Source organism: Streptomyces sp. NPDC042336 (genome assembly GCF_055581985.1).
Window position 1 is genome coordinate 228,659 of sequence record NZ_JBVJEA010000007.1, and the last position, 16,879, is coordinate 245,537.

General features: G+C 73.7%; 18 protein-coding genes and 2 pseudogenes. 9 read left to right on the plus strand and 11 right to left on the minus strand.

Annotated elements, in window-relative coordinates:
* Nucleotides 1–93 precede the first annotated feature (93 nt).
* Nucleotides 94–891: a sulfite exporter TauE/SafE family protein gene (locus ACZ6IM_RS17875; RefSeq protein WP_469557454.1), complete on the plus strand. Its 798-nt coding sequence runs from the start codon at nucleotides 94–96 to the stop codon at nucleotides 889–891.
* Nucleotides 892–898: 7 nt separating this feature from the next.
* Here the strand turns inward: ACZ6IM_RS17875 and ACZ6IM_RS17880 are convergent, their stop codons facing one another.
* Nucleotides 899–1,828, minus strand: a complete 930-nt coding sequence (locus ACZ6IM_RS17880; protein WP_469557455.1) for a GNAT family N-acetyltransferase — start codon at nucleotides 1,826–1,828, stop codon at nucleotides 899–901.
* A 137-nt stretch (nucleotides 1,829–1,965) separates the two neighbouring features.
* On the opposite strand from ACZ6IM_RS17880, the gene ACZ6IM_RS17885 reads away from it, so the two are divergent.
* Complete coding sequence (locus ACZ6IM_RS17885; protein ID WP_052840305.1) at nucleotides 1,966–2,406, plus strand: hypothetical protein; 441 nt, start codon at nucleotides 1,966–1,968, stop codon at nucleotides 2,404–2,406.
* Nucleotides 2,407–2,411: 5 nt separating this feature from the next.
* On the opposite strand, the pseudogene ACZ6IM_RS17890 reads toward ACZ6IM_RS17885, so the two are convergent.
* Nucleotides 2,412–2,592 (minus strand): annotated as a pseudogene (locus tag ACZ6IM_RS17890) (hypothetical protein); the annotation flags it as partial.
* A gap of 47 nt (nucleotides 2,593–2,639) precedes the next feature.
* Between ACZ6IM_RS17890 and ACZ6IM_RS17895 the strand changes: the two are divergent.
* A pseudogene (locus tag ACZ6IM_RS17895) lies at nucleotides 2,640–2,717 on the plus strand (hypothetical protein); the annotation flags it as partial.
* Nucleotides 2,718–3,311: 594 nt separating this feature from the next.
* On the opposite strand, the gene ACZ6IM_RS17900 reads toward ACZ6IM_RS17895, so the two are convergent.
* Both ACZ6IM_RS17900 and ACZ6IM_RS17905 read right to left on the minus strand, forming a co-directional pair.
* Nucleotides 3,312–3,719: a RidA family protein gene (locus ACZ6IM_RS17900; protein WP_469557604.1), complete on the minus strand. Its 408-nt coding sequence runs from the start codon at nucleotides 3,717–3,719 to the stop codon at nucleotides 3,312–3,314.
* Between the two features lie 120 nt (nucleotides 3,720–3,839).
* Entirely contained in the window at nucleotides 3,840–4,271 is a 432-nt protein-coding gene (locus tag ACZ6IM_RS17905; protein WP_469557458.1) for a GtrA family protein, read from the minus strand.
* A gap of 188 nt (nucleotides 4,272–4,459) precedes the next feature.
* Here ACZ6IM_RS17905 and ACZ6IM_RS17910 point away from each other — a divergent pair, with 188 nt between their 5' ends.
* Nucleotides 4,460–5,035 carry a tellurite resistance TerB family protein gene (locus ACZ6IM_RS17910; protein ID WP_052840306.1) on the plus strand — a complete coding sequence of 192 codons (576 nt, stop codon included), beginning with the start codon at nucleotides 4,460–4,462 and terminating at the stop codon, nucleotides 5,033–5,035.
* Between the two features lie 19 nt (nucleotides 5,036–5,054).
* Here ACZ6IM_RS17910 and ACZ6IM_RS17915 read toward each other — a convergent pair whose 3' ends face one another.
* The gene (locus ACZ6IM_RS17915; protein ID WP_469557460.1) at nucleotides 5,055–5,666 is read right to left on the minus strand and encodes a CGNR zinc finger domain-containing protein; all 612 of its coding nucleotides are present in this window, start codon (nucleotides 5,664–5,666) and stop codon (nucleotides 5,055–5,057) included.
* A gap of 38 nt (nucleotides 5,667–5,704) precedes the next feature.
* Here ACZ6IM_RS17915 and ACZ6IM_RS17920 point away from each other — a divergent pair, with 38 nt between their 5' ends.
* Both ACZ6IM_RS17920 and ACZ6IM_RS17925 read left to right on the plus strand, forming a co-directional pair.
* Nucleotides 5,705–6,880, plus strand: a complete 1,176-nt coding sequence (locus ACZ6IM_RS17920) for an MFS transporter (RefSeq protein ID WP_469557461.1) — start codon at nucleotides 5,705–5,707, stop codon at nucleotides 6,878–6,880.
* A gap of 91 nt (nucleotides 6,881–6,971) precedes the next feature.
* Complete coding sequence (locus ACZ6IM_RS17925) at nucleotides 6,972–7,880, plus strand: aminoglycoside phosphotransferase family protein (protein ID WP_469557463.1); 909 nt, start codon at nucleotides 6,972–6,974, stop codon at nucleotides 7,878–7,880.
* A gap of 29 nt (nucleotides 7,881–7,909) precedes the next feature.
* Here ACZ6IM_RS17925 and ACZ6IM_RS17930 read toward each other — a convergent pair whose 3' ends face one another.
* The 6 genes from ACZ6IM_RS17930 to paaA all read right to left on the minus strand — a co-directional run bounded on the left by ACZ6IM_RS17930 (nucleotide 7,910) and on the right by paaA (nucleotide 13,377).
* The gene (locus ACZ6IM_RS17930; RefSeq protein WP_469557465.1) at nucleotides 7,910–9,373 is read right to left on the minus strand and encodes an alpha/beta hydrolase family protein; all 1,464 of its coding nucleotides are present in this window, start codon (nucleotides 9,371–9,373) and stop codon (nucleotides 7,910–7,912) included.
* A gap of 257 nt (nucleotides 9,374–9,630) precedes the next feature.
* On the minus strand, nucleotides 9,631–10,737 hold the full coding sequence (gene paaE / locus ACZ6IM_RS17935; protein WP_052840311.1) for a 1,2-phenylacetyl-CoA epoxidase subunit PaaE: 1,107 nt from the start codon (nucleotides 10,735–10,737) through the stop codon (nucleotides 9,631–9,633).
* Nucleotides 10,737–11,252, minus strand: coding sequence for a 1,2-phenylacetyl-CoA epoxidase subunit PaaD (paaD, locus tag ACZ6IM_RS17940; RefSeq protein WP_052840312.1), 516 nt, complete (start codon nucleotides 11,250–11,252; stop codon nucleotides 10,737–10,739). The genes paaE and paaD overlap by 1 nt, the downstream gene beginning before the upstream one ends.
* Nucleotides 11,246–12,073 carry a 1,2-phenylacetyl-CoA epoxidase subunit PaaC gene (paaC, locus tag ACZ6IM_RS17945; RefSeq protein WP_469557467.1) on the minus strand — a complete coding sequence of 276 codons (828 nt, stop codon included), beginning with the start codon at nucleotides 12,071–12,073 and terminating at the stop codon, nucleotides 11,246–11,248. The genes paaD and paaC overlap by 7 nt, the downstream gene beginning before the upstream one ends.
* Before the next feature lie 9 nt (nucleotides 12,074–12,082).
* A complete protein-coding gene (gene paaB, locus ACZ6IM_RS17950) occupies nucleotides 12,083–12,394 on the minus strand; it encodes a 1,2-phenylacetyl-CoA epoxidase subunit PaaB (RefSeq protein ID WP_052840314.1) in 312 nt (103 codons plus the stop codon).
* Nucleotides 12,391–13,377 carry a 1,2-phenylacetyl-CoA epoxidase subunit PaaA gene (gene paaA, locus ACZ6IM_RS17955; protein ID WP_469557470.1) on the minus strand — a complete coding sequence of 329 codons (987 nt, stop codon included), beginning with the start codon at nucleotides 13,375–13,377 and terminating at the stop codon, nucleotides 12,391–12,393. The genes paaB and paaA overlap by 4 nt, the downstream gene beginning before the upstream one ends.
* A gap of 165 nt (nucleotides 13,378–13,542) precedes the next feature.
* On the opposite strand from paaA, the gene paaI reads away from it, so the two are divergent.
* The 3 genes from paaI (at nucleotide 13,543) to ACZ6IM_RS17970 (ending at nucleotide 16,811) form a co-directional block, all read left to right on the plus strand.
* Nucleotides 13,543–14,058, plus strand: coding sequence for a hydroxyphenylacetyl-CoA thioesterase PaaI (paaI, locus tag ACZ6IM_RS17960; RefSeq protein WP_469557472.1), 516 nt, complete (start codon nucleotides 13,543–13,545; stop codon nucleotides 14,056–14,058).
* The gene (gene paaK / locus ACZ6IM_RS17965; protein WP_469557473.1) at nucleotides 14,055–15,401 is read left to right on the plus strand and encodes a phenylacetate--CoA ligase PaaK; all 1,347 of its coding nucleotides are present in this window, start codon (nucleotides 14,055–14,057) and stop codon (nucleotides 15,399–15,401) included. Before paaI ends, paaK begins: the two co-directional genes overlap by 4 nt.
* Before the next feature lie 111 nt (nucleotides 15,402–15,512).
* Nucleotides 15,513–16,811, plus strand: a complete 1,299-nt coding sequence (locus ACZ6IM_RS17970; protein ID WP_469557475.1) for a flavin-containing monooxygenase — start codon at nucleotides 15,513–15,515, stop codon at nucleotides 16,809–16,811.
* Nucleotides 16,812–16,879 lie beyond the last annotated feature (68 nt).

A 16,879-nucleotide genomic window follows, 5' to 3' on the forward strand; every position in this document is an offset into this window, starting at 1 on the left:
CAGGTCACCCTACGGCCGTCCTGGCCGGGTCGCGAAGGAAGAGTGCCGGACATCGAATGCGGGCCATGGCGCCGGGCTGGTGGAGTGGCCGGTGTGGATTTTGTGGCTCTGCTCGGAATCGGGCTCCTGACCGGTGTGACCACCGTCCTGTTCGGATTCGGCGGCGGTTTCGTCGCCGTCCCCGTCGTGGTGTGGGCCGACTCCGCGCTCGGCGCGGACGCGATACGGGTGGCGACGGCCACCTCGGCCCTGGTCATGGTGGTGAACGCCGCCTTCGCCACGGCCGTCACACCGCGCCGGGTGCTGACCGCCCTCCGGGGCGGCGGCCCGCTGCTCGTCCTGCTGGGCGTCGGCGCCTCGGCCGGGGCGCTCGCCGCGCGTCACGCCCCGGCCGGGCTGATCCGCTGGGCGTTCGTCGCGTACGTCGCGCTGACCGTCGTGGACCTGCTGCTGCGCCCCGGCTTCCTGCGCCCGCGCGCCCCGGACGCGGTCGCCCCGGGCACGCCGCGTCCGCTGCCGGCCGTCGTCGGTGCCCCCGTCGGCGCCGTCGCCGCCTTCCTGGGCGTGGGCGGCAGCGTCATGACCGTCCCCGCGATGCGGCGGGCCGGGCACACGATGCAGGTGGCGACCGCGCTGGCCAACCCGCTGACCCTGGCGATCGCGCTCCCGGCCGCCGGCGTCTTCCTGGGCGGCTCCGCGGGCCCGGCCGGGGCCCACGCGCACCCGGCCCTGGTGGGCCTCGTCGACCTCCGCGCGGCCGGGGCCCTGCTCCTGGGCGCCCTGCCGGTGATCGCCGTACTGCGCCGGCGCCCGCCGCGCATCCCCGACCGCCCCCACGCCTGGACGTACGTCGCGTTGCTCGGCGCGGTGGCGGTCGCGATGGTGCTGTGAGGCGCCGTCAGGCGATCACGGCCTCCCAGGTGTCGACGGCGAAGTGCACCGTCATGCCGTGGCGGCCGTACAGCCGCGGGGCGCCCGTCGCGTTGGCGGTGTCGACACCGAGGCCCACCGTGTCCCGGCCTCGCGCGGTGAAGTGCCCGAAGGCGTGGCGCAGGAGGAACCCGCCCAGGCCGCGGCCGCGGGCCTCGCTCAGCACCCCGATGCTCCGGATCCAGCCCATGGCCTCACGGTCGTCCCGGGCGAGCAGGAACCCGGCATCGCCCAGGTCGTCGGTCCCGGCGATCCACACCAGGGACCAGTCGAGGCCCGCGGCGTCGATGTCGTCGAGCCACAGCCGGTAGGGGCGCGGCTGGAAGTCGAAGTGCCGGTCGAACGACCGCTGGTACAGCTCGTGCACCCGGACGCGGTCCGCCTCCGTGGTGCACGCCCGCACCCGTACGCCCGCCGGGGCCTCGGGCGGGAGGTCGGCCGCCGGGTCCAGCGCGCGGCGCAGTACGTGGTGGGTGCGGACGACGCCCCAGCCGCGCTCGGCGAGGAGCGCGGTGTCGGTGGTGGGCTCGGTGTTGAGGTGGAGGTGGACGACGGCGCGCTCCGCGCCGTTGGTCCGGGCCTTGGCCAGGGCGCGGGTCTCCATGGCCGCCAGCATGCGCAGGCCGGTCCGCTGGTGGTCGGGCAGCACGTAGTGGTCGATGTCGACGCGCTCCCCGCCGGACTCGTCCCACAGCAGCCCGTACGCGACCAGCCGGCCGTCGTGGAAGGCGAGCCACGAGTCCTGGGCCAGGTCCCTCTGCTGGTGCTTCAAATCGGCTTCGACGGTGTGCTGGTCGGTCTCGGGGCGGCCGATCTCGATCCGGTCTATCTCGTTGAGGAGGTCGGTGACGGCGGGGGCGTCGGCGAGCGTGGCCGGCCGCAGGTCGGCAGGGGACATGAGGAGCAGAGTCGGGCACGGCGGCGGGTGACCGCAACGGATTATCCGCCGGACGCGACAGCATGACGTACGACGGCGAACCGGGGGCATAAGCAAGTCCCGAGGCCTTCTCCCCCGCCGACCCACGGGAGTCCCCTGTGACGCCGAGCCTGCGCACCGCCCGCGCGTGCCGTGCCGCCGCCGTGCTCCTGGCCGCCGCCGCCGTGTACGCGGCCACCCATCACTCCTGGCTCGCCCTGCCCGGCCTGTACGTCGCCGCGGTGTTCGCCTGGTGCGCCGCCCGTGAGGGCGCGGAGCACCGGCGCAGGGTCGCCATGGCCCAGCGGGCCGAGCTGCTGGCCCGGCCCCCGCTGCGGGACCCGTTCGCGCACGGTCTCGAGCCGTGCTGCGCGTTCTGGCGGCATTCCGACGGTGTCGTGCACGGACCGGAGTGCGCCCGCCCCTCGCTCTCCCGCGCTCCGCTGCCCGAGGACTGCTGCGAACGCTGGTGGACCTCGCTCGGCGCGCGGCACGACGCACAGTGCCGTCGCCGCAGCGGCGCCCCGGGCCAGGACCGCGCCCGGCCCGCGTCGCAGTAGCGGGGTCAGGCACCTGTCGGCTCCTGCCCCAGCGCCGTCCGCAGGGCCAGCCGGGGTGGCGGCGGCCCAGGCATGCGGCGAGCAGGAATGGGGGTAGGGAGCCGGCGCGGCGGTCGCCGAGCGGTCGTATCCGGCGAGGACCTCGGGCAGCCGGTGGCCGTGATGGGCCGCCGCCGCGACGAGTCCCTCCCTTCGAGGAGTTGCTGGACCACTGCGAGGCGGTGGCGTTCGCCGTGCCGCCCGCCGTCCAGGCCGAGCTGGCGCCGCTTGCGGCGAAACGGGGCAAGGACCTGTTGCTGGAGAAGCCGCTCGGGCCCGATCCGGCCGCGGCCCGGCGCGTGGCCGACGCGGTCGCCGAGGCCGGGGTCGTCACCGAGCTCGTACTGACCAAGCGCTACCACCCGGCCACCCGGGCCTTCCTCGAAGCCGCCCGCTCCTTCGAGGCGGCCGGGGCGCGCTCCTGCTGCCTCCACGGTGCCTTCCTGCAAGGGGAGTTCGCCACCGGCCGGCGCTTGGAGCACGGTGCCCTGCTCGACCTCGGCCCCCATCTGCTCGACCTGCTGGACGCCGCGGTCGGCCCGGTCACCGCCGTCCGCGCCACGGGCGACCCGCGCCGCTGGGTGGGACCGACCTGCGCACACGAGAACGGCGCCGTGAGCCAGGCCTCGCTGTCCGGTTCCGTGGCCGGCCCCCGCGCGCTGACCCGCGTCGAACTCTTCGGTGCCGCAGAGCCCCTGGTCTACGACACGGCCGGCATCGACCACGAGGAGTGCCGGCCCGTCCTGCGCCACGACTTCGCGACGGCCGTCCGCACCCGAACGCCGACACCGGTCGACGCCGGACGCGGCCTGTACCTGCAGAGTCTCCTCGACCGGGTCGTGTACGACTGGGCGGGGCAAGGGGGGTCAGTCGAGGACGGCGGTGGCCTCGACCTCGACCAGGTGCCCGGGCACGTCCAGCGCGGCGACGCCCAGCAGGGTGGCCGGCGCGAGCGGGGTCACCCCCAGCCGGGCGGCCGCCCGCTCGATGCCCGCCAGCAGGAGGGGCATCTTGTCCGGCGTCCAGTCGACGACGTGGACGTTCAGCTTGGCCACGTCCGCGAAGGAGGCGCCGGCCGCCGCCAGGGCGGTGGCGACGTTGAGGTAGCACTGCTCGGTCTGCGCGGCCAGGTCTCCTTCGCCGACCGTGACGCCGTCGGCGTCCCAGGCGACCTGCCCGGCGACGAAGACGAGCTTCGATCCGGACGCGATCGACACCTGCCGGTAGACGTCGACCGCGGGCAGCCCGTCGGGGTTCACCAGGGTGATGGCCATGACGTCGGTCTCCTTGCTCATGTGCTCTCTTGTGGTTACTCGGGAACCGTAGGAGAGCGACCGCCGACATGGAAGAACGCACTTCTCAGTGACTGGGGAACCTGTTGGTGACCCAGCAGTTCAGCGACTCGCCCGACCGCGCGGACCTGCGGCGCGCCGGTGGTCCGGGCCGCGGAAGACGGCCAGGCGCAGGACGACGAAGCGCACGACGGTGACGGCGACGGACGTGGCCGCGAGGACCGCGGTCTCGGCGGCGGGCGAGGCGTCGGGCAGCCGGTGCGTGAACCACAGCACGGCACCGGAGGTGACCAGATAGCCGAGCAGGAACAGACCGCCCGCTCCGAGGTGCGCACGGGCCGGTTTCGTGGCGGCGTGCCGGAACGTCAGCCTCCGGTTCGCCTCGGTGTTCAGCACCGTCAGCACGAGGAGGGAGACCAGGTTGGCGAGGGCAGGGGGCGACCACGGGCGCAGCCCCCAGTAGAGCAGCGCCTGCCCGGCGGTCGACGCGACACCGATCGCGACGAACCAGCCGACCTCCCGCGACCACACCACGCGCCCTCACCCCGTCGACCGGTCCGCGAACTCCCCGGTGGCGCAGCGTACTCGACCCCACCAGGCGCTTTGCCTTTTCTTTGCCCATCGGGAACCCTGTGGTCCCCGGGTGCGTTCATCGTGGTGACCGCGGGAGACCGCGACCGGGGACAGACCGATACGCAGCAACAGAAGCCGAGGTGGCACGAGTGGCGATGTGGGACAAGATCAAGGACCAGGCCAAGACCTTCCAGCAGTCCCAGGGCACTCGGGGAGCGAGCGGATCCGGCCAGGGATCGCACGGACCCTCGCAGGGCGGCAGGCCGGGCTCGTCCTCCGGCGGTTCCAAGGCCCAGCTGATCGGGATGTTCAAGTCCCAGCTCGCCTCGGCCAAGAACGAGCTCAAGAGCGGTGCCTACCGGGACGCCAGCATGGCCATGTGCGCGCTGGTCGCCGCGGCGGACGGCCGGGTGGAGCCGGCCGAGCGGCAGCGCGTGGAGGAGCTGATCGTCTCCAACGAGGTGCTGCAGAACTTCCCGGCGGACCAGCTCCGTCAGCGGTTCAACCAGCACGTGGACCGGCTCCTCGCCAACTTCGAGCAGGGCAGGGCCGAGGCGCTCCAGGTGATCGCCAAGGCCGCCAAGAAGCCCGCGGAGGCCCGTGCGGTCGTCCAGACCGGCATGGTCGTCGCCGGGGCCGACGGGTCCTTCGAGCCGTCCGAGCAGTACGCGATCCGCGAGGCCTGCACCGCGCTGAACATCCCGCCCTCGGAGTTCGGCGTCTGACCACCCGCCGGTCCGGCGGTCAGCCGTCGGCCCGGCGCCGGTGCGCCGCGACGCGCTCCCGGGTCGCGCAGCGACGTGAGCAGTAGCGGCGCTCCGGACCGCTGCCCCGGGTGATGAAGACGTTCCGGCAGCGGCCGGAGGCGCAGACCCTGCCGGGTGGGCGTTGACGGTCCCAGACCAGGACCGTCAACGCCAGGCAGGAAGAAGCCAGAAACCATTCCGGCCACGGTGCGTCGTCGTCGTGGTCCAGGTGGGGGTGCCAGGGAGAGGCACCCTGGTGCGACGTCAGGCGCAGGCGTCCCGTGTGCGCGCCGAGGAGACGGTTCAGGACGTGCGCGGCGGCGTCGGCGGACTCCGCCGCGAACACGTCCCGCAGCAGGGCGGCGGCCTCGCGCATCCCGTCCACGTCCCGGACGGTGAGGCCGGTCGGGTCGCTCTCGCCGTAGGCGCGCAGCACCTCCGCGACGGCTTCGGGGGTGGGTTCTCGGCCGGCGTCGGCAGCGTCCGCGCCGAGCACGTTGACGAGGGCGGCGGTGCGCCGCGCCGTGGACAGCACGGAGTGCCTGGTGGGCCAGTCGTCGTCGGGAGCGAGGGCGTCGCGAGGAGTGGACACCGGCCGAATGTAACGCATATTGCGGAGTTTTGAGTTACCTCCGTAACGTCTCCCCGATGTCAAAGGGTTACTCGTTACGCTCCTATCTGGCCGCGGCCACGGCGGCGCGCGTCGGGGACGAGATGTCGGGACCCGCGCTGCTGCTGGCGGGCCTCGCCGTCACCGGTTCGTCGACGGACGCGTCGACCCTGCTCGCGGGCATCACGGTCGCCGCCGCGATCGGCGGGCCGCCGCTCGGAGTGCTCCTGGACCGGGCGGTGCGGCCGGGCCGCCTGCTGGCCGGCACGCTGGCGCTGTACGCGACGGGGCTGACGATGGTCCTCGCCGGACTCGGCCGCCTCCCCCTGGCCTGCACCGTCCCGCTCGCGGTGCTCACGGGGCTGCTGGGCCCGGCGCTGTCGGGCGGCTGGACCGCGCAGCTCCCCCGCGTGACGGCGGACGCACGGCTGCCCAGGGCCAACGCGCTGGACGCGATGACCTTCGGCGTGGCGAGCCTGGCCGGTCCGGCCCTGGCCGGAGGCGTGGCCGAGCTGCTGGGAGCCTCCACGGCGGTCGCGGTCTCCGCGGCACTGATCACGGCGGCCGTGCCCGCCGCGTGGCGGCTGCCGGCGCGCCCCTCCCCTGACCGGGACACCCGGCCGGGAACGGTGACCGGCGCCCTCGCCGCCGGGTTCCGGGTCCTCCTGCGGCGTCCGCTCCTCGCCCGGGCGACCCTCGTCTCGGTCGTCTCCTGTGCCGCCCAGGGCATGCTGGTGGCCTGCGTCCCGCTCCTCGGCGCGCAGCTGCTCGGCGCGGCCGGTCGCGGTGTCCTGCTGTTCTCCTGCGCGGCGGTCTCCGCCCTGGCGGCCAACGCCGTCCTCGCACGGCATCCACGCGCCGTCGCCCCGGACACGGTCGTCCGGGCCGGCGCCCTGGTCCAGGCCGCCGCGCCGGCCCTAGCGGCGACGGGCCGGCCGGTGGCGCTCGTGGTCGCCGTGCTCCTCCTCGGCGCGGGCGAAGGCCCCCAGCTCACCGCGCTGTTCGCGATACGCCACCGGGAGGCCCCGGAACACCTGCGGGGCCAGGTCTTCACCACCGGGGCGAGCCTCAAGATCACCGCGTTCGCCCTGGGCGTGGCCGTCGCCGGTCCCCTCGCCGCGTGGTCCGTGCCGGGCGCGCTGACGGTGGCGTCGGGCATCGCGGCGGGCGGGGCTCTGGCCGGCGCTCCGACCGGTCGCGGCTTCCGGCGATGAGCGAGGGCCGCCGCGCACCTCGCCCGGCGCGAGCGCCGTCGGCCGGGAAAGCGTTTGACGCGCTTGCGCGTCGAAGGGTCGGATGAGAGCCATGAGTTCAGGGCAGCCGCATCCCTACCCGTGCCGCGTCGACGACCGTCTGGTACGGCGTCTGGTCGACGCGCAGTTCCCGCGGTGGTCGGGGCTGCCCGTCGAGCGCTTCCCCTCCGGCGGCACGGTCAACGCCGTGTACCGGCTGGGCGAGGACATGGTCGTACGGCTGCCGATGGTCGAGGGCGGCGTGGCGGACGTCGCGACGGATCGGGCGTGGCTGCCCCGGCTGTCGCCCCTGCTCCCCGCCGCCGTGCCCGAGGTGCTCGGGGAAGGGGTGCCGGCCGACGGGTACCCGTGGCCCTGGTCGGTCTACCGGTGGCTGCCCGGGGAGAACCCCGAGGCCGGAGCCCTGGCCGACCCCGTGCCGCTGGCGGAGGATCTGGCCGCCTTCGTGGCGGCGATGCGCGGCATCACCCTGCCCGACGCGCCGGAGGCGTACCGCGGTGGGCCGCTCACCGCGCTGGACGGGCCGACCCGGGTCGCGCTCGACGAGCTGCGCGGCCTGCCCGAGGAGGGCGTCGACTGCGACACGCTGGCCGCGGTGTGGCAGGACGCGCTGCGCGCCCCGGTGTGGCAGGGGCCGCCGCGCTGGCTGCACGCGGACCTGATGCCGGGCAATCTCCTGGTGAGCGGCGGCAGGCTGTCCGCGGTGATCGACTTCGGGTGCATGGGCGTGGGTGATCCGGCCTGCGACCTCTTCCCGGCGTGGAACCTGCTGCCGCCCGGCGCGAGGGAGGTCTTCCGCGAGGCGCTCGGCGTGGACGACGCGACCTGGCGGCGCGGCCGGGGGCGCACCCTCTCCCAGGCCCTGATCGCGCTGCCGTACTACCGCAAGAGCAACCCCGCGATGGCCGGCAACGCCCGCCATGTGATCCGGGCGGTGCTGACGGAGGCGGAGAGCCGCTAGGACAACGGCCCTCCGCCGGGTCGTGCGGCCTACGGCGCGATCCCCACGCCCTCGATCCCGCTCCACGCCCGCTCCTGCGCTGCCGTCATGGCGGGCCAGACGAGACCGCCCGGCCGGGGCAGCACCCGTGAGGCGTAGGGGGACGGGCGGAAGCCGGGGTCGTGGAAGCACCCCTCTCCGTACCTCGCGTCGAAGGCGGCGCAGGAGTCCGCGATCGAGCGCGGGCTCGGCCTGCGCCCGGTGCGCACCCAGGAGTCCAGTGCGGACAGGGAGTTGGCGTACTCGGAGTCGCTCAGCGAGCTGTGCTCGTGTTCCCGCGTGAAGGTCTGGACGAGGTTCCGCTCCCGGCCGGCGCCGCGGAGCGTGTCACGGTAGGCCGCCTCGTGCTCCACGAACGCGGTCGGGTCGTCGATGGCGTGCAGGGTGAGGACGGGGAGGGAGACCCTGCCGGTGAGATCGCTGTCCCAGGACAGGTCGCGCCGCGCGGTGGGGTCGGCCGAGAAGCGCTCGACGCCGGCGTTGAGCGCCTTGTCGTCGTGCGAACCCGAGTAGCGCACCCCCCGGTTGCTCCAGGGGTTCCGCCCGTCGAGCCGGTCGGTCACGATGTCGCGGAACGTGAAGGTGGCGAAGCGCAGATGCGACTCCAGGGTTCGCTCGGGGATGCCCGTGACGGCGAGGATGTCGTCGAGGTTGCGCTGCTGCGGTTCGGTGCGGTCCGCCGGGTCGGAGGCGTAGCCCGTGCACTCCTGGAGGCGGGCGCGCAGCCCCGCGGTCGTCATCGTGGAGCCGGGGCGCAGCCCCTGCCACAACGGGTACTGCGGCTCGGTCGGGCGCGGGTGGTTGTGGCAGTAGTACTGGTAGACCACCCGCAGGTCCACGCGGTAGTCGTAGCCGCGCGAACCCCCGCCGAGCACGCCGTTGGTCAGCAGCACCCCGTCGTAGGCGCCGGGGCGCCGGCCGTAGGTCTCGGCGGCCTTGGCGGCGACGTTCCCGCCCCAGGACTGGCCGTGCAGGTAGGTGTGTTCCGGCCGGCCGAACCGTTGCGTGAACAGGCGGCGCACGTTCTCGGTGTCGGCGGCCGCCATCCGGGCTCCGTAGCCGCCCCGCCGGTAGGAGGAGGCGGCCCAGGCGTACCCCTGGTCGACCATCACCGACCAGCGTTCCAGGTCCTCGGTGCTGCGGGCGGGGTCCGAGGCGTCGCCGAGGTCGGGGCCGCCGTGGGCGTGCACGACGAGGGACCCGTTCCAGCGGTGGGGCACGGCCATCGTGTAGTAGGCGCCGCCCGCGTCCCGGCCGGTGTAGCAGGCGGCCTTCTCGGCGACGGCCGGCGGACAGTCGGACGCCACCGGCTGCCCGGCCGCCGGGGCGGGGGCGGCGGAGACGTTGCCGAGGGTGCCGAGAAGGACGGCGGCGAGCGCGGCGGCGACCACCACGGGGCGGCTTCTGCGGCGGTCGGGCCGGATGTCGTGCCCGGGCGCGGGGGGTGTGGTCAAGGTGCGGCTCCTGTACTGCTGCGGACCTGCGCGAAGTTGCGCTGCGAGCGGGGATGCTAGGAATTCCCCGGATCCGGAGCCACCCCTTGGGCCTTTGCGTTCATAGTGTTCGCCGGTCACCGCCGACCCGGACGTCCGCGCCTTCCTGCGCGGCCTCTTGACGCCCCATTGGTCTCTGCCTGTCGTCACCGCCCGGTCCGAAGACCGTCCCGAGCCGGCTGTGCGGGGGCTCTGAGGGGGCGCGGACCGACGCCCGGTCAGCTGTCGTAGTCCACGGTCAGCTTCTCGGAGACCGGGTACGACTGGCAGGTCAGGACGTAGCCGGCGTCGACCTCGGCGGTTTCGAGCGCGTAGTTGCGGCGCATGTCGACACTGCCGTCGGTGACCAGGGCCCGGCAGGTCCCGCAGACCCCGCCCTTGCAGGCGAAGGGCAGGTCGGGGCGGGTCTGCTGGGCCCCGTCGAGCACCGACCGCTCCCGGGAGAGCGAGGCGGTCGTCGAGCGGCCGTCCAGGGTGATGGTGACCTCACTGACGGGGCCCTCGGGGCCGCTCTCCTCGTGGCGCACCTCCCGCACGGGCTCGTCGTCGGCGTAGAACAGCTCCCGGTGGACGCGCCCGGCCGGGACACCGAGGCCGGTCAGGACCTGCTGGGCGTCGGCGACCATGCCCTGCGGACCGCACAGCCACCAGTGGTCCGCGCTCTCCACGTCCACCAGGGAACCGATGAGCTCCGCGAGCCGTCCGGCGTCCAGGCGGCCGGAGAGCACCTCGGACTCGCGGGGTTCGCGGGAGAGCACGTGGGCGAGGTGGAAGCGGGTCGGGTGGAGGTCCTTCAGGTCGGCCAACTCGTCGGCGAACATCACCGTGTCGGTGCGGCGGTTGCCGTAGAAGAGGGTGACGGCGGAGCGCTCGTCGGCGGCGAGCACCGACTCGGCGATGGACACCATCGGGGTGATGCCCGATCCGGCCGCGATCAGTACGTGGTGGCCGGGGGTGCTCAGGTCGGGCGTGAAGAGGCCGGTGGGCGCCATCACCTCGACGATGTCGCCGGGCCGCACCTCGTCGACCAGCCACGCCGAGAACAGTCCGCCCGGCACCACCCGCACTCCGATGCGCGGCGCCGAGCCGGCCGGTGCGCAGATCGAGTAGGAGCGGCGCTCGTCCCGGCCGTCCACCTCGCGCCGCAGGGTGAGCGACTGGCCGGGCGCGAAGGCGAACTCCCCGGCCAGCTCGTCGGGGATCTCGAAGCTCACGGCCGCCGCGTCCGCGCACAGCCGCTCGACGGCCGCGACGCGCAGACGGTGGAAGGCGGGCCGGCGGCGGCTGCGCACCGGCGGCGCCGGGACGGGGGCGGTCGGGGCCATCAGATCTCCTTGACGTACTCGAACGGCTCGCGGCAGGCCCGGCAGCGCCACAGGGCCTTGCAGGACGTGGCGGCGAAGCGGGAGGTCTCCTCGGTGTCCGCCGAGCCGCAGCGGGGGCAGGGCACCGCGGGCCGGGTGGGCGACAGCACCAGGGAGACCGGGCCGCGGGGTGCGGCCCCGGGCGGGGCGATGCCGTGCTCGGCGAGCTTCAGACGGCCCGACTCGGTGATCCAGTCGCTGGTCCAGGGCGGGTCCAGGACGGTGCGGATCTCCACGCGCGGGTACCCCGCCGCCCGCAGCCGCGCGGCGACGTCCGCCCGCATCTCGGCCATGGCCGGGCAGCCCGAGTAGGTGGGGGTCAGGCTCGCGACCACGGTGCCGTCCCCGCCCACCTCCACGTCGCGCAGGACGCCGAGGTCGGCGAGGGTCAGCATGGGCAGCTCGGGATCGGGCACCTGCTCGGCGACCTGCCGGGCGCGGCGGGCGTCAAGGAGTGCGGCCTCTCGCGTCACCATGTCGCCTCCGGGTGGGCGCGGGCGACGCCCTGCAGCTCGGTCAGGAGCGGCGCCAGGTGTTCGGTGTGCCGGCCGGCGCGGCCGGATCCGGGCAGCGGCCGGTGGACGGGCAGGGTCAGTCCGGCGGCGTCGGTGACCTGGCGCAGGTCGTCGGCGACCTCGTCGCGGACGTCGTACGCCGTGTGCAGCTCGCCGAGGTAGGGGGCGACCTCGTCCAGCGCGGCGCGCATCCTGCGGTGCGACTCCTCCGTCCCGTCGCCCAGCCGCACGCACCACTCGGCGGCGTACTGGCGGTGGTACGTCAGCTCCTTGACCCCCTTGGCCGCGACCGCCGCGAGGATCGGGTCGGGGTGGGCCTTCAGCCGCCGGAAGTGCGCCAGGCGCCAGCTGGAGAGCACCAGCAGCCGCACTACGGCGAACGCGAAGTCGCCGCCCGGGAGTTCGGCCAGACGGACGTTGCGGAAGTCGTCGGCGTCCCGGAAGTAGGCATACGCGTCCTCGCCGCGTCCGGTGCCGTCGGCCTGGCCTGCCCGGGAGTAGAGCAGGCGGGCCTGGCCGAGAAGGTCGAGGCCGATGTTGGCCAGCGCCACCTCCTCCTCCAGCTCGGGCGCACGGGTGACCCACTCGGCGAGCCGCTGGGCGCTGACCAGGGCGTCGTCGGCGAGCGCCACGCAGTCCGCGGCCAGTGCGCCCGCGTCGACGCCCTCGGGCACGGTGGTGTCGACGCCGTGCAGCGGGTCCTCGAAGCCGGTGCCGTAGGCCCAGCGGGTGTCGTCCTCGTGCCCCTCGGCGAGGGTCATGTAGACGTGGTCGTCACTCATGCCCTGCTCCTAGATGTGGGGGACGTCGTCGGGGATGTCGTAGAAGGTCGGGTGGCGGTAGACCTTGTCGGCGCTGGGGGCGAAGAAGGGGTCCTTCTCGTCGCGGGTGGAGGCGGTGATGTGCTCGGAGCGCACCACCCAGATGCTCACGCCCTCGTTGCGCCGGGTGTAGAGGTCGCGGGCGTGGGTGAGGGCCATCGCGTCGTCGGCGGCGTGCAACGAGCCGACGTGCACGTGGTTGAGGCCGCGCTTGCCGCGCACGAACACCTCGTACAGCGGCCAGCCCCGCTTCTCGGGCTTCCGGGTCTCCTCGGTGCTCATGCCGCCGCTCCCTTCTCCGCGCGGGCGGCCTGCTTGGCGGCGTGGGCGGTGGCCGCCTCGCGCACCCAGGCGCCGTCCTCGTGGGCGGTGCGCCGCCGCTCCATCCGCCGGTCGTTGCAGGGGCCGTCGCCCTTGATGACGCGCATCAGCTCGTCCCAGTCGGGGGTGCCGAAGTCGTGGTGCCCGGTCTCCTCGTTCCAGCGCAGCTCCGGGTCGGGCAGGGTGACGCCGAGCTTCTCGGCCTGCGGGACGGTCATGTCGACGAAGCGGCGGCGCAGTTCGTCGTTGCTGTGCCGCTTGATCTTCCAGGTCATCGACCGGGCCGAGTTGGGCGAGGCGTCGTCGGGCGGGCCGAACATCATCAGGGACGGCCACCACCAGCGGTTCACCGCGTCCTGGACCATCTCCCGCTGGGCGTCGGTGCCGCGCATCATGGTCATCAGCAGCTCGTAGCCCTGCCGCTGGTGGAAGGACTCCTCCTTGCAGATGCGCACCATCGCGCGCGCGTAGGGCCCGTAGGAGCTGCGGCACAGCGGCACCTGGTTGCAGATCGCCGCGCCGTCCACGAACCAGCCGATCACCCCGACGTCGGCGAAGCTGAGGGTCGGGTAGTTGAAGATCGACGAGTACTTCTGGCGGCCCTCGATCAGCCGCTGGGTGAGGTCGTCGCGGTCCGCGCCGAGGGTCTCGGCCGCCGAGTACAGGTACAGGCCGTGGCCGGCCTCGTCCTGGACCTTGGCGAAGAGGATCGCCTTGCGGCGCAGCGACGGCGCCCGGGTGATCCACTCGCCCTCGGGCTGCATGCCGATGATCTCCGAGTGCGCGTGCTGGGCGATCTGCCGGATCAGCGTCTTGCGGTAGCCGTCGGGCATCCAGTCCCGCGGCTCGATGCGCTGGTCCCGCGCGATCGTCGCGTCGAAGTGCTCCTGCAGTCCGTCCGGCGCGTCCGGGGGCGGCACCTCGGCGGCGTGTGTCGTGGTCATCGTCACCAGCTTCCCAACCGACCATTCGTTCGGTGTCAGTGTGACGCGTTTCCGCGCGCCGGGCAAGAGCCGGACCTCCCCCGGTCACACTCTTGACAGCGCCGCCGCGCGGCTGGATTACTTGGCCTTGCCGCGCGCTAACCGAATGGTCGGTCGGGAGTCAAGGTGGTGGGTACGGTGTCGCAGGCCACTGATCGATCGCCCACGGAGGCGATGTTCTCCGCGGACGAGGCCTCCCGGGGGCTCGGCATCGAGCTGGTGGAGCACGGCGCGGGCAGCGCCGTGGTCCGCATGACCGTGACCCCGGCGATGGTGAACGGACACCGGATCGCCCACGGCGGCTTCCTGTTCCTGCTGGCCGACACCGCCTTCGCCTGCGCCTGCAACAGCCACGGTCCCGTGACGGTGGCGGCCGGCGCCGACATCGTCTTCGTCGCCCCGGCCCGCGAGGGCGACGTGCTCGTGGCCCTCGCCGAGGAACGCGTCCGGTACGGGCGCAGCGGCGTCTACGACGTGAGCGTGCGGCGCGGAGACGAGGTGATCGCGGAGTTCCGCGGCCGGAGTCGCAGCGTGCGGGACGACGGACGCGGCCCCGCGGCGGAGAACGGCGGACGCGGCCGCGGTGCGCGGGACGACACGGCGCGCGAGACGCCGGGCACGACGACGAAGGAGTCGCGATGAGCAGCGAGCCGACGACCGGGACGGCCCCGGCGCCCCGACCGGGCGATCCCCTCCCCCACGACCTGCTGGACGACGCCGAGCGCCTGTCCGGTGAGCAGCTCCGCGAGCTCCAGCTGGACCGCCTGCGCGCGACCCTGCGGCACGCCTACGACCACGTGGAGCTGTACCGCAAGAAGTTCGACGCCGCCGGGGTGAGTCCCGACGACTGCCGCAGTCTGGCGGACCTGTCCCGGTTCCCCTTCACCACCAAGGCTGACCTGCGGGACACCTACCCCTTCGGCATGTTCGCCGTCCCGATGGCCGACGTGCGGCGCGTGCACGCCTCCAGCGGCACCACCGGCCGCCCCACCGTGGTCGGATACACGGAGAACGACCTGTCCATGTGGGCGGACGTCACGGCCCGTTCGATCCGCGCGGCCGGCGGCCGGCCCGGCCACAAGGTGCACATCTCCTACGGCTACGGCCTGTTCACCGGCGGCCTCGGCGCGCACTACGGCGCCGAGCGCGCCGGCTGCACGGTGATCCCCGCCTCCGGCGGCATGACGGCACGACAGGTGCAGATCATCCAGGACTTCCGGCCCGAGATCATCATGGTCACCCCGTCCTACATGCTCACCCTGCTCGACGAGTTCGAGCGGCAGGGCGTCGACCCGCGCACCAGCTCCCTGAAGGTCGGCATCTTCGGCGCCGAGCCGTGGACCGAGGAGATGCGGCGCGAGATCGAGGAGCGCATGGACATCCACGCCGTGGACATCTACGGCCTGTCCGAGGTGATCGGCCCCGGCGTGGCGCAGGAGTGCGTCGAGACCAAGGACGGGCTGCACATCTGGGAGGACCACTTCTACCCCGAGGTGGTGGACCCGCTCACGGACGCCGTGCTGCCCGAGGGCGAGGAGGGCGAGATCGTCTTCACCTCCCTCACCAAGGAGGCGCTCCCGGTGATCCGCTACCGCACGCGCGACCTGACCCGCCTGCTGCCCGGCACCGCCCGTCCCGCCTTCCGCCGGATGCAGAAGGTCACCGGGCGCTGCGACGACATGATCATCCTGCGGGGGGTGAACGTCTTCCCCACCCAGGTCGAGGAGATCGTGCTGCGCACGCCGGGCGTCGCCCCGCACTTCCAGCTCCGGCTCACCGAACGCGGTCGCATGGACCACATGACGGTGCGCGTCGAGGCCCGGCCCGACGCCGGTCCCGAACAGCGCCAGGCCGCCGCGAGGGCGATCGGACAGGGCGTCAAGGACGGTGTGGGCGTCACCGTGGAGGTGGAGGTCGTCGAGCCGGAGACCCTGGAGCGCTCGCTCGGCAAGATCCGCCGGGTGTGGGACCTGCGGGGCGCGTGAAACGTGAGCACGGACACGTCCGTTCGTGGGTCGTGCTGGTGTGCGAGAAGAAACGGATGGGCAGTAAAGGCATGATCGGGGGAGGTTGAGTACATCCTGGGGGGACATCCCGTGCGTGTGTGTGTGATCGGTGCAGGCCTGTCGGGGCTGGCGGTGGGCCATGCCCTGAAGGAGCGCGGCATCTCCTTCGTCTGCCTGGAGAAGGCGGCCGACGTCGGCGGGATCTGGCGGCAGCCGGGGGCCGGTGAGCGGGGACCGGGCTATCAGTCCCTGCACCTGAACACCGCCAAGCAGCTGACCGGTTACGCGGACTTCCCGATGCCGTCCTCCTACCCGCTCTACCCCGGGCACAGCCAGGTCGCCGCCTACCTGCGGTCGTTCGCCGAGTGGGCGGGGCTGCTCGGCCACGTCGAGCTGCGGACCGAGGTGGTCTCCGTCCGCCGGGAAGCGGACGGCGCCTGGACGGTCGTCAGCCGGGGCGCGGACGGTGCGCACCTTTCGCGCCGGTTCGAGCAGGTGGTGGTCGCCTCCGGGCACCACACCGACCCGGCCCTGCCCGACCCCCTCCCGGCCGGCGCGGACTCCTTCGCCGGAACGATTCTTCACTCCCTCGACTACCGCGACGGCCGTGACTTCGCCGGGCAGCGGGTCGTCGTGGTGGGCCTCGGCGCCTCGGCGGTGGACATCGCGGCGGACCTCTCCCGGCACGCGGAGCGGACCCTGCTCTCGGTGCGCCGGGGACTGCACATCGTGCCCAAGCAGCTCTTCGGGATGTCGGTCGACGAGATCGCCGAAGCCCCCTGGTGGAACGAGATGTCCTTCGCCGAGCGGTGCCAGTGGGTGGAGCAGGCCCTGCTGGTGGCCCGCGGCAGACTGTCGGACTACGGCCTGCCCGAGCCCGACCACCCGGTCTTCTCCTCCGCGACCACGCTCTCGGACGAGATACTGAGCCGGATCCGGCACGGGGCGGTGACCCCGAAGCCCGCGATCGCCTCGTTCGAGGGCGACCGGGTCGTGTTCACGGACGGCGGCTCCGAGCGGGCCGACGCGGTCGTCTACTGCACCGGCTTCCACATGACCTTCCCCTTCCTGCCCCCTGGCTGCCCGGTGGCGGCGGACGGCTCGGTCGAGCTGTACCGGCGGGTCGTCCCGGCGGACCGGCCCGGGCTGTACTTCGTCGGGCTGGTGCGCCCCGTGGGCGCCATCACCCGGCTGGTGGAGGCCCAGGCGCGGTGGGTGGCGCGCCTCGTCGACGGCGCCGCCGCGCTGCCCGCGCCGCAGGAGATGCGCGAGGAGATCGGCACGTACCTGGCCGGCATCGTCCAGCGCTACGGCCGGACCGAGGGCGCCTCGATCCAGGTCGACGTGGGTCCGTACCTGGCGGAGTTCCGGGAGTCGCTGCCCGTGTGACCGTCCCGCCGGGCGTCGTCGGAGACGACGCCCGGCCAGGTCCCCGCCCAGGGCTCCCGGTGGATCGC

Coding starts and splice junctions, on each gene's coding strand:
- ACZ6IM_RS17880 (WP_469557455.1), bottom strand. CDS start 1,828: ATGTCCCCTGCCGACCTGCGGCCGGCCACGCTCGCCGACGCCCCCGCC.
- ACZ6IM_RS17900 (WP_469557604.1), bottom strand. CDS start 3,719: ATGGCCATCACCCTGGTGAACCCCGACGGGCTGCCCGCGGTCGACGTC.
- ACZ6IM_RS17915 (WP_469557460.1), bottom strand. CDS start 5,666: ATGCGTTACATTCGGCCGGTGTCCACTCCTCGCGACGCCCTCGCTCCC.
- ACZ6IM_RS17920 (WP_469557461.1), top strand. CDS start 5,705: ATGTCAAAGGGTTACTCGTTACGCTCCTATCTGGCCGCGGCCACGGCG.
- ACZ6IM_RS17925 (WP_469557463.1), top strand. CDS start 6,972: ATGAGTTCAGGGCAGCCGCATCCCTACCCGTGCCGCGTCGACGACCGT.
- paaE (WP_052840311.1), bottom strand. CDS start 10,737: ATGGCCCCGACCGCCCCCGTCCCGGCGCCGCCGGTGCGCAGCCGCCGC.
- paaD (WP_052840312.1), bottom strand. CDS start 11,252: ATGGTGACGCGAGAGGCCGCACTCCTTGACGCCCGCCGCGCCCGGCAG.
- paaC (WP_469557467.1), bottom strand. CDS start 12,073: ATGAGTGACGACCACGTCTACATGACCCTCGCCGAGGGGCACGAGGAC.
- paaB (WP_052840314.1), bottom strand. CDS start 12,394: ATGAGCACCGAGGAGACCCGGAAGCCCGAGAAGCGGGGCTGGCCGCTG.
- paaA (WP_469557470.1), bottom strand. CDS start 13,377: ATGACCACGACACACGCCGCCGAGGTGCCGCCCCCGGACGCGCCGGAC.
- paaK (WP_469557473.1), top strand. CDS start 14,055: ATGAGCAGCGAGCCGACGACCGGGACGGCCCCGGCGCCCCGACCGGGC.